Origin of the sequence: Bradyrhizobium sp. CCBAU 11361 (assembly GCF_028128935.1) — a bacterium.
GTDB lineage: Bacteria > Pseudomonadota > Alphaproteobacteria > Rhizobiales > Xanthobacteraceae > Bradyrhizobium > Bradyrhizobium niftali.
Map to the genome: position 1 here is coordinate 128893 of NZ_LBJZ01000185.1, position 13269 is coordinate 142161.

Consider the following 13269-nt stretch of genomic DNA (forward strand, 5'->3'; position numbering starts at 1 on the left):
CCTGCTGTCGTAGCGATGCTTGGGGCGATTGCAAGGCCTGTCGTTTAGTCCATCCGGCGGAAGATCACGCTGGCATTCACCCCGCCGAAGCCAAATCCGTTGGAGATGGCGTGCCGTATCTGCATCGGACGCGCGCTACCTGAGACGATGTCGATGCCGTCTGCGCCGGGATCGGGGTTTTCGAAATTGAGCGTCGGCGGCGCGACCTGGTCGCGCAAGGCGAGGATGGTGAAGATCGCCTCGAGTCCGCCGGCGGCGCCGAGCAGATGGCCGGTGGCTGATTTGGTCGCGCTCACCGCGATGCTGCGGCTGCGGCCGAACAGCGCCCCGATCGCGCCAAGCTCGCTTTCGTCACCGGCCGGCGTCGACGTCGCGTGCGCGTTCAAATGCTGCAATTGGCCGGGCTCCAGCCGCGCCTGCCGTAGCGCGATCTCCATGGCGCGGAGCGCGCCGTCGCCATCGGGCGGCCCCGACGTCATGTGGTAGGCATCCGCCGTCGTGCCGTATCCGACGATCTCCGCGATCGGCGTGGCGCCGCGCGCCAGCGCATGCTCGAGCGTCTCGATTACCAGGATGCCGGCGCCTTCGCCCATGACGAAGCCGTCGCGGTCGCGATCGAACGGGCGCGAGGCGCGCCCCGGCTCCTCGTTGAAGGAGCTCGACAGTGCGCGCGCCGCCGCGAAGCCGCCGAGGCTGACGATGTCGATGCAGGCCTCGGCGCCGCCGCAGATCGCAACATCGGCCTCGCCGGCGCGGATCATGCGCGCGGCGTCGCCGATCGCCTGGACGCTGGCGGCACAGGCGGTGACCGGCGTCCCCAGCGGTCCCTTGTAACCGTATTTGATCGAGACGTGGCCGGCGGCGAGATTGGCGAGAAACGAGGGGATCGTGAATGGCGAGAGCCGGCGCACGCCGCGCTGCTCGGTGATGCGCACCGCTTCCGCCATCGCCGGAAAGCCGCCGACGCCGGAGGCGATGATGGTTGCAGTCCGTTCCAGTGTGGCCGGGTCCTGCGGCGTCCATTTGGCCTGCGCGACCGCCTCTGCGGTGGCGAGCAGCGCGAACAGAATGAAGCGGTCCATCTTGCGCTGGTCTTTTGGCGCGGCGGCCTGCGCCGGGTCGAAGCCGCCGTCTGCATCGCCGGCCTTGTCGGGCACGAGGCCCGCGATGCGCGCGGGCAGCGCCTGCGACCATTCGGGTAGGGGACGCAGCCCGCTTTGACCGGCGAGCAGCCGGCGCCAGGACAGTTCGACACCGCAGGCGAGCGGTGACACCGCGCCCATTCCCGTCACGACGATACGACGCATGTCAGTCTCCAGCCGGCGCAATGGCCGGGTTCATGGCCTTCAGCGAAGCCAGCCGTTTGCGCATCCCGCGGCTGGCGCCCCGCCCCGCGATGATGACCGCATTGTCGAGCGTGATCGGCTGCCTGTCGGCGGCATCGACCACGACAGGATCGAACGGACGACGATCGGCCCGGCTTGCCAGCAGAATGGCTTCGCCCTTCGGTGCGAGATGCCTGTTGCCCCAGGCAAGCAGCGCCGCGACCACCGGGAAGAAATCCCGCGCCTTGTCCGTCAGCACATATTCGTAACGCGGCGGCCGCTCATGATAGCGGCGGCGGACGAACATGCCTGACGCGGTGAGATGGGCCAGGCGCCGCGACAGGATGTTCGGCGCGATCCCGAGATTTTGGGAGAACTCGTCGAAGCGCGTCGCGCCCTGGAACGCGTCGCGCAGGATCAAAATGCTCCACCATTCGCCGACCGTCTCCACGGCGCGGCCGACCGGGCATTCCAGAATGGAGGCGGATTTGGGCTGCATGGCGGGAAGGTAGGATGGTGGCTTGCAAAATGCAAGTTAATGGCCGGGCGGCATCCCGGCTGGGGTGCGTTACGAGTGTCAGAGGGCGTCGCTGAAAGTTGAGTGCTGGTTGGCGCGAATGGCGCCTGCGCTCGCAATGACGGTGTCGAAGCGGCGGCGACGCTATCTCACCAAGCGTCGTCCCGGCGAAGGCCGGGACCCATAACCACAGGGAGAAGTTTGGCGAAGATCGGTAGTGAAGGTGTAGGCGTGCGGTACGGAGACCGCGCGTCTACCGATAGATCACGCGGTATGGGTCCCGGCCTTCGCCGGGACGATACTGAAGGGTGTGGCTGGCAGTATGCCCTAACGCGAGACCTAATGCGACCGTGCCAGGCAGAACGCCACGACCTGCTCCAGCGCGCTCTTCATCGGCGACGACGGGAACAGCGCCAGTGCATCCACCGCCATGGCGCCGTAATGCTGGGCGCGGCTGAGCGTGTCCTCGAGCGCGCGGTGCTTGTTCATCAGGCCGATGGCGTGATCGAGATCGGAATCGCCGATCTCGCCGCGCTCGAGCGCCTTGATCCAGAAGGCGCGCTCGGTGTCGTTGCCGCGGCGGAAGGCGAGCACAACCGGCAGCGTGATCTTGCCTTCGCGGAAATCGTCGCCGGTGTTCTTGCCGAGCTTGGCGCTCTTGCCGCCATAGTCGAGCACGTCGTCGACGAGCTGGAACGCAATGCCGAGATTCATGCCGACCGAGCGGCAGGCGGTCTGCTCCGCCTTGGGGCGGTTCGCGATCACGGGGCCGACCTCGCAGGCGGCGGCGAACAGCTCGGCGGTCTTGCCGCGGATCACGGCGAGATATTCGTCCTCGGTGGTCGCGGTGTTCTTGGCGGCCGCAAGCTGCATCACCTCGCCCTCGGCGATGGTGGCGGCGGCCGCGGAGAGAATGTCGAGCGCGCGGAGCGAGCCGACCTCGACCATCATGCGGAACGCCTGGCCGAGCAGGAAGTCGCCGACCAGCACGCTCGCCTCGTTGCCCCAGAGCATGCGCGCCGACAGCTTGCCGCGGCGCATCTCGCTCTCGTCCACGACGTCGTCATGGAGCAGGGTGGCGGTGTGCATGAACTCGACGGAGGCAGCTAACTTGATGTGGCCGTCGCCGTTGTAACCGGCGAGATTGGCCATGGCGAGCGTCAGCATCGGCCGCAGGCGCTTGCCCCCCGAGGAGATCAGATGGTTGGCGACCTCCGGGATCATGGTCACGTCGGAGCCGGTGCGCGACAGGATCGTGGCGTTGACGCGCTCCATGTCTCCGGCGACAAGGGCAACCAGCTCTTCGATCGACGCGCCGGGAGTTTCGAAAGGTACGATGACGGCCACGCCGGTCTCCAATATTTGCCCCGGAAGGGCTATTCTGATGGAAATACAATAGAAACTGGAGGCGCATGCGGCAAGTGCTGCGGAACCATTGACATTTGCCGCTTAACCCCTTTCAGGCAGGAGACCTGCGTTTTGCGTGAACTGGTTCGGACCAACGACATGGTGCTGGTGTCGGCGATCGGCGCGCTGCTCGACGGCGCCAATATCCATCATCTGGTGCTGGACCAGAACATGAGCATTATCGAGGGCTCGCTTGGCATTTTGCCGCGGCGGATCCTGGTCCATGAGGACGACGCCCAGGAGGCCCGGCAGCTCCTGACCGAGGCCGGGCTCAGCCACGAACTGCGCGGCGATGATTGAGGCCGGCATCACCGAGGACGCCTTTCTCGGCGGGCAACTACGCCTGAAGCAGAAGCGGTCCGGCCATCGCGCCGGGCATGACGCCATCCTGCTCGCGGCGGCGACGGAGGCCCAGGCAGGCGACCGCGTGGTCGATCTCGGCGCCGGCATCGGCACGGCCGGGCTGGCGCTGGCGCAGCGCGTGGCGGGGATCAGGCTCAGCCTGGTCGAGATCGATCCGGAACTGGCGGAGCTGGCGCGTGCCAATGCGGTGGCGAACGCGATTACCGCCGATACGATCGTGCTCGACGTCACCGCCGATGCGCAGGCCTTCGTGGCACATGGGCTCGTGCCCGACAGCGTCGATCGTGTGCTGATGAACCCGCCCTTCAACGATCCGGTGCGCCATCGTGGCTCGCCGGATCAGGCGCGCCACACCGCGCATGTGGCGACGGAGGAGACGCTGCATGCGTGGGTGCATGCAGCACGGCGTATCCTGCGATCGAACGGTGTGCTGACATTGATCTGGCGCGCGGATGGAATCGCCGAGGTCTTGGCAGCGCTGTCACGCGGCTTCGGCAGCCTGTCGATCCTGCCGGTTCATGGCGAAGCGAGGCGGCCCGCGATCCGCGTGCTGGTGCGCGCGATCAAAGGCGGCAGGGCGCCGACGCGCCTGTTGCCGGGCCTCATGCTTAACGAAGAGTCAGACGTGCCTAAAAAAGAGGTGAGGGATATTCTGGAAGGGAGGGCGGTGTTGCCGCTCGCGGAGCCGTGACGGCTTACTGCGGCAGCGATTCCGTCTGCTGTTCTTGCGGGGACGTAAAGCGAATCGCCGTGAAAAGCGCACCGATCAACATCAACAGCAGATAGATCTTCATGGCGTTTCCTCCGCTGCTTCATTGCAGCTTCCCAATAGGGAATCTGCAAAACACGTTCCAGGCACTTCCAATGACAGTCGCGTGATAAGAAATGGTTAATCAGGGGTAATGGCATGGCCGAACAATTGAACGATCGTGAGGGTTCCGGCCTGGCCGACAAGCTCATGCAATATCTGCCAGCGCGCTTCCGCCCTGGCACGGCGGTGGTGCCGGTGGTGCGGCTGTCAGGCGTGATCGGTGCGGTGACGCCACTGCGCCCGGGCATGTCGCTCGCGGGTGTCGCGCGGGTGCTGGAGCGGGCCTTCTCGATGCGGAACGCCAAGGCAGTGGCGCTGGTGATCAATTCGCCCGGCGGCTCGCCGGTGCAGTCGCGCCAGATCTACCTGCGCATCAAGCAGCTGGCGGCGGAGAAGAAGCTGCCGGTGCTGGTGTTCGTCGAGGACGTTGCGGCCTCCGGCGGCTACATGATCGCCTGCGCCGGTGACGAGATCTTCTGCGATCCGTCCTCGATCCTCGGCTCGATCGGCGTGGTCGGCGGCAGTTTTGGTTTCCAGGAGGCAATCAGGCGGCTCGGCATCGAGCGGCGGCTCTACACGGCCGGCGCGCACAAGGCGATGCTCGATCCGTTCCTGCCCGAAAACCCCGACGACGTGACCAAGCTGAAGGCGATCCAGCGCGAGATCCACCAGATCTTCATTGCGCTGGTGAAGGAGAGCCGCGGCGCGCGGCTGAAGGGCGACGACGACACCCTGTTCACCGGTGAATACTGGGCCGGCGAGAGTTCGGTCGGGCTGGGGCTCGCCGACGGCATCGGCGATCTCCGCTCAACTCTTCGTGCCCGCTATGGCGAGAAGGTTCTCACCCCCGTGATCGCGCAGCCGACCGGGCTGCTGTCCGGCCTTTTGGGGCGCAGATCGCCCGGCGCGGGCCAGCTTTCGGCCCTGGAATCAATGGCCGGGCTGCCGGACGAACTGATCTCGGCGGTCGAAACGCGCGCGATTTGGGCGAAATTCGGGTTCTAGGGCACGGCCTCCCGCGCCATTTGGCCCCAAGGAGACTTGAAGCCGAGCCAATTGCGGCGCGGCCCGGTCTGCGCAAGAATGTGCGTGGGGGCTGAGCACTCAACAAGGATCGACAGATGCCGCCGTTCGTCGCTTTCGCAGGCGTCCTGGGCGGGCTTGCCGTGGTCCGCTGGGCCTACAAGACCGCTGTCCGGATCAACCAGGAGCTGGAGGAGATGCGTCTCTCACGCGTCGCCGAAGCCGCCCATATGGGGGAAATCCGGACGCTGAAACAGGATCCGGTGACCGGAGCTTACCGGCCGGGTTAGTTGCGCCTTTCCACACGCCGTCATTCCGGGGCGATGCGAAGCATCGAACCCGGAATCTCGAGATTCCGGGTTCGCCCTTCGGGCGCCCCGGAATGACGCCATTTACCCCCCTTCGCCTTGATTCCCATCCCCGCCGTCGATACGGTCCCGCGCGATTCAAAACCCCCCGCGAGAGCCTGATCTGACGATGGACGCCTCATTGCCCGCCCATATGCGCCCGGAACGCTCGTTCCAGGGCTTCATCCTCGCGCTCCAGCGGTTCTGGGCCGAGCAGGGCTGCGTGATCCTGCAGCCCTACGACATGGAGATGGGCGCGGGTACCTTCCATCCGGCGACGACGCTCCGCGCGCTCGGGCCCAAGCCCTGGAACGCCGCCTATGTGCAGCCCTCGCGCCGGCCCAAGGACGGCCGCTACGGCGAGAACCCGAACCGGATGCAGCACTACTACCAGTTCCAGGTGATCATGAAGCCGTCGCCGCCGAACCTTCAGGAGCTGTACCTGAAGTCGCTCGCCGCGATCGGCATCGATTCCGCCGTGCACGACATCCGCTTCGTCGAGGACGACTGGGAGAGCCCGACGCTGGGCGCCTGGGGGTTGGGGTGGGAGTGCTGGTGCGACGGCATGGAAGTCTCCCAGTTCACCTATTTCCAGCAGGTCGCCGGCTTCGAATGCGCGCCGGTCGCGGGCGAGCTCACCTACGGGCTCGAGCGCCTCGCGATGTATGTGCAGGGCGTCGACCGCGTCTACGATCTCAACTTCAACGGCCGCGACGGCGACGCCAAGGTCACCTATGGCGACGTCTTCCTCCAGGCCGAGCGGGAGTATTCGAAGCACAATTTCGAAGTCGCCGACACCGCGATGCTGTTCGAGCAGTTCAAGATGGCGGAAGCCGCCTGCCGGAAATATCTCGACGCCGGCTGGAAGGATGGCAAGCGCGAGGCGCATCTGATGGCGCTGCCGGCCTACGACCAGTGCATCAAGGCGAGCCATGTCTTCAACCTGCTCGATGCGCGCGGCGTGATCTCCGTGACGGAGCGGCAGAGCTACATTCTTCGCGTGCGCGAGCTGGCCAAGGCCTGTGGCGAAGCCTGGATACATACTGAAGCGGGCGGAGCGGCCTGATGCCCGAACTTTTGCTTGAACTCTTTTCGGAAGAAATCCCCGCGCGCATGCAGGCGAAGGCGGCCGACGATCTGCGCCGCATGGTCACCGACAAGCTCGTCGCCGAAGGTCTGGTTTACGAGGGCGCGAAAGCCTTCGCGACGCCGCGCCGCCTCGCGCTCACCGTGCACGGAATCCCTGCGCGTCAGCCCGACCTGAAGACCGAACGCCGCGGACCAAAGATGGGCGCGCCCGATGCGGCCGTGCAGGGCTTTCTGAAAGCGACAGGTCTGAACTCGCTGGATGAGGCCAAGATCCAGCGCGATCCGAAGGGCGACTTCTACATCGCGCTGATCGAGAAGCCCGGCCGCGACGCGATCGACGTGCTTGCGGAGATCCTGCCCGTCGTCATCCGCACTTTCCCCTGGCCGAAATCGATGCGCTGGGGCGCGCGTTCCGGAAAACCCGGCTCGCTCAACTGGGTGCGTCCGCTGCATGCGATCACCGCGACGTTCGGGCCCGAGACCGAACAGCCCGATGTCGTGCCGTTCTCGGTGGACGGCATCGAAGCCGGCCAGACCACCTACGGCCATCGCTTCATGGCGCCCGCGGCGATTTCCGTGCGCCGGTTCGAGGATTACGAGGCGAAGCTGCTGGACGCGAAGGTCGTGCTCGATCCGGAGCGCCGCAAGGACGCGATCCTAACCGACGCCAAGCAACTGGCGTTCGCGCAGGGTTTTGATCTCGTCGAGGACCAGAACCTGCTCGACGAGGTTGCCGGCCTCGTCGAATGGCCGGTCGTTCTGATGGGCTCGTTCGAAGAGGAATATTTGGCGACGCCCGCGGAAGTGATCCGCGCCACCATCCGCAACAACCAGAAGTGCTTTGTCGTCAGCGACCCCAAGACCGGAAAGCTCGCCAACAAGTTCATCCTGGTGGCCAACATCGAGGCGACCGATGGCGGCAAGACCATCATCGCCGGCAACGAGCGCGTCATCCGCGCGCGCCTTTCCGATGCGAAGTTCTTCTACGAGACGGACCTCAAAACCAAGCTCGAGGACCGCCTGCCGAAGTTCGAGCAGATCGTGTTCCACGAGAAGCTCGGGACGCAGGCCGAGCGTATCAAGCGCATCGAGCGGCTCGCCGCGGAGATCGCGCCGCTGGTCGGCGCCGATGTTGCCAAGACGACCCGCGCGGCGCATCTGGCGAAGGCGGATCTGCTGACCGAAGTCGTCGGCGAATTCCCAGAGGTGCAGGGCCTGATGGGCAAGTACTACGCGCTGGCGCAGGGCGAGGATGCTTCCGTCGCGGCGGCTTGCGAGGAGCACTACAAGCCGCAGGGCCCCGCCGATCGGGTGCCGACCGATCCGGTCAGCGTCGCAGTCGCGCTCGCCGACAAGCTCGACACGCTCGTCGGTTTCTGGGCGATCGACGAGAAGCCGACGGGGTCGAAGGACCCGTATGCGCTGCGCCGTGCCGCGCTGGGTGTGATCCGGCTGATCGCCGAGAACGCACTGCGTCTGTCGCTGATGAAGGTGGCGGCGTCCGCGCTCGCCGGCTTGTCGGTGAAGCCGGCCGACGCACAGAAGCTTCCGAGCGATCTGCTCGCCTTCTTCGCCGACCGCCTGAAGGTCCAGCTGCGCGAGCAGGGCGCCCGGCACGACCTCGTTGACGCCGTGTTCGCGCTCGGCGGCCAGGACGACCTGCTCATGATCGTTCGCCGCGTCGAGGCGCTCGGTAAATTCCTCGAGTCGGACGACGGCAAGAACCTGCTCGCCGGCACCAAGCGCGCCAGCAACATCCTCTCGATCGAGGAGAAGAAGGACAAACGCACGTTCGACGGTGCGCCTGATGCTGCGCTCTACAGCCTCGGCGAGGAGAAGGCGCTGGCCAAGGCGATCGGCGAGGTGCAGGCGGAAGCAAATGCTGCCGTCGCCAAGGAGGACTTTGCCGCCGCGATGAGCGCGATGGCGAAGCTGCGTCCGCCGGTGGATGCGTTCTTCGACAAGGTCCGCGTCAACGACGATGATCCGAAGGTGCGCGAGAACCGCCTGAAGCTGCTGAACGAGATCCGCAGCGCCACGCGCGCGGTGGCGGATTTCTCGAAGATCCAGGATTGAGGCGCGGCCGCGCGGCCAAACGCAACTGTCATTCCGGGGCGCGCGACTTGTCCGCCGAAGCTCGAAGAGCGAAGGCGGAAGCGCGAACCCGGAATCCATCGTGCCGCGCGCGATGCAGAGAAATGGATTCCGGGCTCGCGCCAAATGGCGCGCCCCGGAATGACGAAGCGCAAAAAAGCCCCACCCGGAGGGGGGAGACCGGGCGGGGCCTGATGTCCGATTTAACACTGCACGCGTCAGCCTGATTTGACGCGCCGGACATCGAGTTGAACGATGCGTTTTCGAGCGAAGTGGATACCGGTTCGCTCGAAGGAACGGGTCCGTCGAGGATCTAGTCCAGCACCTCGACGATGCGCCGCGAGCGCGGCTCGACCAGCACGGTCTCGCCGTTCACGACGGTGTAGCGATAGGTGGTGGCGCCGAAACGTTGCGGCACGTCATAATAGGTCACGCCGCTCTCCGGTAAGGTGGCTCCGACCACCACGCGATCCGGAATGCGGAAGGCCGGCACACGTTGTTCGACGACATAATCGCGGAAGGCTGGCCGCTGTTCGACCGCAATCGTCGGGCCGCTGTCGACCACGACGGGCGCGCGTCCAACCGTAATGCCTGTTTGCGCCTGTGCCGCAACCGGCGCACCGAGCGCGACGCCAAGCGCGGCGAGAGCGAGAATCCTGTTCCGCATGGGCAACTCCTTCGACATGATTTTAGCCGGCGCCAATGGCGCGACCGGTTGCCAATGCTGCGACGCGCGCGATGTTCCGGAAAATGCCTTGCCGCATTCGCGGCATTTTTGGGCAGTTTTCGCGAAGCCCGGAACTCGTGCGACCCCTAGTGCGTCTCTACCCGCGGAACCGGGTCCGCTATGATCCGCCCGCGATTCGCCCCACCTCCACGGAAAGATAATTCATGCACATCACCGTCGCCCACATTTCGCCGATCCTGTCGTTGATTGCGGGCGTGCTCATCCTGATCATGCCGCGGCTTCTCAACCTCATCGTCGCGATCTTTCTCATCATAAATGGTGCGATCGGGCTCGGATTGTTGAAGTGGCTCCATCTCTAGGCCTTCATTTTCCGGAACTCTTCGACTTGCGCGGGCCTGCCCAAAGTGGTGTAAGGCGCGCGATTTCCCATTCCTCTCGCAGGTTGTGTGCAAGCTATGGCCAAAGCCGCCTCGAAGCCTAAGAAAATACCAGCGAAATCAAAGTCCTCCGCCAAGGCGAAAGCCGCGCCGGCGGCCCGCAAGGCGCTTCCTAAGAGCGCCTCTAAGCCGGTTGCCAAGCCCGTGGCCAAGCCGGCTGCGAAGCCCGCCGCCAAGTCTGTCGTAAAGGCTGTCTCAAAGGCTGCGACCAAGCCAGTTGCGCCGAAGGCCGCCGCCAAGGTCGCTCTGAAGCCTGCACCGAGCAAGGCTGCGCCAGCCAAGGCCGCGCCAGCTGCGGCCAAGGCCGGCAAATGGGTGTTCACGTTCGGTGACGGCAAGGCCGAGGGCCGGACGGAGATGCGCGACCTGCTCGGCGGCAAGGGCGCCAATCTCGCCGAGATGGCCAATCTCGGTCTGCCGGTGCCTCCCGGCTTCACCATCCCGACCTCGGTCTGCACCTACTTCTACGCACACGGCAAGACCTACCCGAAGGAGTTGCAGTCGCAGGTTGAGAAGGCGCTCGACCATGTCGGCAAGTTGACCGGCAAGGTGTTCGGCGACACCAAGAACCCGCTGCTCGTCTCCGTGCGCTCCGGCGCGCGCGCCTCGATGCCGGGCATGATGGACACCGTGCTCAATCTCGGCCTCAACGACGAGACCGTGGAAGCGCTCTCGGAACTGTCCGGCGACCGCCGCTTCGCCTATGACAGCTATCGCCGCTTCATCACCATGTATTCCGACGTGGTGCTCGGCTTCGAGCATCATCACTTCGAGGAAATCCTCGACACCTTCAAGGACAGCCAGGGCTACACGCTCGACACCGACCTGTCGGCGGAGGACTGGGTCGAGCTGGTCGGCAAGTACAAGGACGCGGTTGCGCGCGAGACGGGGAAGGACTTCCCGCAGGATCCGCACGACCAGCTCTGGGGCGCGATCGGCGCTGTGTTTTCATCCTGGATGAACGCGCGCGCGGTGACCTACCGCAAGCTGCACGACATTCCGGAATCCTGGGGCACCGCGGTCAACGTGCAGGCCATGGTGTTCGGCAACATGGGCGATACGTCGGCGACCGGCGTCGCCTTCACGCGCAATCCCTCGACCGGCGAGAGCAAGCTCTACGGCGAGTTCCTGATCAACGCGCAGGGCGAGGACGTGGTGGCGGGCATCCGCACGCCGCAGGACATCACCGAGGAAGCGCGGAAGGAGTCGGGCTCCGACAAGGCGTCGATGGAAGCGGCGATGCCGGAGGCCTTCAAGGAGCTGACGCGGATCTACACGCTGCTCGAGAAGCACTACCGCGACATGCAGGACATGGAGTTCACGGTCGAGCAGGGCAAGCTGTGGATGCTCCAGACCCGCGGCGGCAAGCGCACCGCCAAGGCGGCGCTGCGCATCGCGGTCGAGCTCGCCAATGAGGGCCTGATCACCAAGAAGGAAGCGGTGACGCGGATCGATCCGGCCTCGCTCGATCAGCTGCTGCATCCGACCATCGATCCCAACGCCAAGCGCGACGTGATCGCGACCGGCCTGCCGGCTTCGCCCGGCGCGGCCTCCGGCGAGATCGTGTTCTCCTCGGATGAAGCGGCCAAGCTTCAGGCCGACGGACGCAAGGTGATTCTGGTCCGCATCGAGACCAGCCCCGAGGACATCCACGGCATGCACGCCGCCGAGGGCATCCTCACCACCCGCGGCGGCATGACCTCGCACGCGGCGGTGGTCGCGCGCGGCATGGGCAAGCCCTGCGTCTCCGGCTGCGGCACAATCCGCGTCGATTACGGCCGCGGCACCATGAGCATCGGCTCGCGCACCTTCAAGACCGGCGACGTCATCACCATCGACGGCTCGCTCGGCCAGGTGCTCGCCGGCCGCATGCCGATGATCGAGCCGGAGCTGTCCGGCGAGTTCGGCACGCTGATGAAGTGGGCCGACCAGGTCCGCAAGATCGGTGTTCGCGTCAATGGCGATACGCCGGACGACGCGCGCACCGCGATCAAGTTCGGCGCGGAAGGCATCGGCCTGTGCCGCACCGAGCACATGTTCTTCGAGGAGACGCGCATCCGCACGGTGCGCGAGATGATCCTCTCCGAGGACGAGCAGTCGCGCCGCGCGGCGCTCGCCAAGCTGCTGCCGATGCAGCGTGCCGACTTCGTCGAGCTGTTCGAGATCATGAAGGGCCTGCCCGTCACGATCCGTTTGCTCGATCCGCCGCTGCACGAGTTCCTGCCGCACACCCACGCCGAGGTCGAGGAAGTGGCGCGCGCCATGAACACCGACCCGCGGCGCCTGGCCGACCGCGCGCGCGAGCTGTCGGAGTTCAACCCGATGCTCGGCTTCCGCGGCTGCCGTATCGCGATCGCCTACCCTGAGATCGCCGAGATGCAGGCGCGCGCGATCTTCGAGGCGGCGGTCGAGGCCGAGAAGCGCACCGGCAAGGCCGTCGGCCTCGAGGTGATGGTGCCGCTGATCGCCACCAAGATGGAGCTCGACCTCGTCAAGGCGCGCATCGACGCCACCGCACAGGCCGTGATGCGCGACACCAACACCAAGCTCGCCTATCAGGTCGGCACCATGATCGAGCTGCCGCGCGCCTGTCTGCTTGCGGCCGAGATCGCGGAGAGCGCCGAGTTCTTCTCGTTCGGCACCAACGATCTGACGCAGACCACCTACGGCATCAGCCGCGACGATGCCGCGAGCTTCCTCGGCACCTACGTGTCCAAGGGCATCCTGCCGATCGATCCCTTCGTCGCGCTCGATCAGGAAGGCGTCGGCGAGCTGGTCAAGATCGGCGTCGCGCGCGGCCGCAAGACACGGCCCTCGCTCAAGGTCGGCATCTGCGGCGAGCACGGCGGCGATCCCGCGTCCGTCGCCTTCTGCCACAATATCGGCCTCGACTACGTCTCCTGCTCACCCTACCGCGTGCCGATCGCCCGCCTCGCCGCGGCGCAAGCCGCACTCGGCAAGGCGGTCGCGAGCCAGGCGTAAGACGATTTGAAATGTTGAATGCGAAGAGGCGGGGCCAAAACCCCGCCTCTTTCATTTTGCGCACCGCTCTCTCCACGCCGTCATTGCGAGCGCAGCGAAGCAATCCAGTCTGTCGCCGCGGAGAGACCCTGGATTGCTTCGCTGCGCTCGCAATGACGAGATTGTTGCACGCGCATGCCGCCACAC

Annotated in this window: 12 protein-coding genes; 8 read left to right on the top strand and 4 right to left on the bottom strand. The window is 65.7% G+C overall.

Features of this window, described 5'->3' with window-relative positions; genetic code table 11:
* Positions 1 to 44: 44 nt before the first annotated feature.
* The 3 genes from fabF to XI08_RS26695 all read right to left on the bottom strand — a co-directional run bounded on the left by fabF (position 45) and on the right by XI08_RS26695 (position 3189).
* Positions 45 to 1307 carry a beta-ketoacyl-ACP synthase II gene (gene fabF / locus XI08_RS26685; RefSeq protein ID WP_271576635.1) on the bottom strand — a complete coding sequence of 421 codons (1263 nt, stop codon included), beginning with the start codon at positions 1305 to 1307 and terminating at the stop codon, positions 45 to 47.
* Between the two features lies 1 nt (position 1308).
* Complete coding sequence (locus tag XI08_RS26690) at positions 1309 to 1824, bottom strand: winged helix-turn-helix transcriptional regulator (RefSeq protein ID WP_027543615.1); 516 nt, start codon at positions 1822 to 1824, stop codon at positions 1309 to 1311.
* A 357-nt stretch (positions 1825 to 2181) separates the two neighbouring features.
* The gene (locus XI08_RS26695) at positions 2182 to 3189 is read right to left on the bottom strand and encodes a polyprenyl synthetase family protein (RefSeq protein WP_027543614.1); all 1008 of its coding nucleotides are present in this window, start codon (positions 3187 to 3189) and stop codon (positions 2182 to 2184) included.
* Between the two features lie 132 nt (positions 3190 to 3321).
* Between XI08_RS26695 and XI08_RS26700 the strand changes: the two genes are divergently transcribed.
* The 6 genes from XI08_RS26700 to glyS all read left to right on the top strand — a co-directional run bounded on the left by XI08_RS26700 (position 3322) and on the right by glyS (position 8958).
* Entirely contained in the window at positions 3322 to 3549 is a 228-nt protein-coding gene (locus tag XI08_RS26700; protein WP_011085319.1) for a putative signal transducing protein, read from the top strand.
* Positions 3542 to 4303 (top strand): tRNA1(Val) (adenine(37)-N6)-methyltransferase, encoded by a 762-nt coding sequence (locus tag XI08_RS26705; protein WP_271576636.1) that lies wholly within the window; start codon positions 3542 to 3544, stop codon positions 4301 to 4303. Before XI08_RS26700 ends, XI08_RS26705 begins: the two co-directional genes overlap by 8 nt.
* A gap of 216 nt (positions 4304 to 4519) precedes the next feature.
* Positions 4520 to 5428: a S49 family peptidase gene (locus XI08_RS26710; protein ID WP_271576637.1), complete on the top strand. Its 909-nt coding sequence runs from the start codon at positions 4520 to 4522 to the stop codon at positions 5426 to 5428.
* Positions 5429 to 5544: 116 nt separating this feature from the next.
* Complete coding sequence (locus XI08_RS26715; protein WP_027543611.1) at positions 5545 to 5736, top strand: hypothetical protein; 192 nt, start codon at positions 5545 to 5547, stop codon at positions 5734 to 5736.
* Between the two features lie 187 nt (positions 5737 to 5923).
* Positions 5924 to 6859, top strand: a complete 936-nt coding sequence (locus tag XI08_RS26720) for a glycine--tRNA ligase subunit alpha (RefSeq protein ID WP_135179137.1) — start codon at positions 5924 to 5926, stop codon at positions 6857 to 6859.
* Positions 6859 to 8958, top strand: a complete 2100-nt coding sequence (gene glyS / locus XI08_RS26725) for a glycine--tRNA ligase subunit beta (protein WP_271576638.1) — start codon at positions 6859 to 6861, stop codon at positions 8956 to 8958. The genes XI08_RS26720 and glyS overlap by 1 nt, the downstream gene beginning before the upstream one ends.
* Positions 8959 to 9289: 331 nt before the next feature.
* On the opposite strand, the gene XI08_RS26730 is transcribed toward glyS, so the two are convergent.
* Positions 9290 to 9643 (bottom strand): DUF1236 domain-containing protein, encoded by a 354-nt coding sequence (locus XI08_RS26730; RefSeq protein ID WP_027543608.1) that lies wholly within the window; start codon positions 9641 to 9643, stop codon positions 9290 to 9292.
* A gap of 224 nt (positions 9644 to 9867) precedes the next feature.
* Between XI08_RS26730 and XI08_RS26735 the strand changes: the two genes are divergently transcribed.
* A complete protein-coding gene (locus tag XI08_RS26735; RefSeq protein ID WP_074077234.1) occupies positions 9868 to 10023 on the top strand; it encodes a DUF3096 domain-containing protein in 156 nt (51 codons plus the stop codon).
* A 96-nt stretch (positions 10024 to 10119) separates the two neighbouring features.
* Entirely contained in the window at positions 10120 to 13083 is a 2964-nt protein-coding gene (gene ppdK / locus XI08_RS26740; RefSeq protein ID WP_271576639.1) for a pyruvate, phosphate dikinase, read from the top strand.
* Positions 13084 to 13269: the final 186 nt, after the last annotated feature.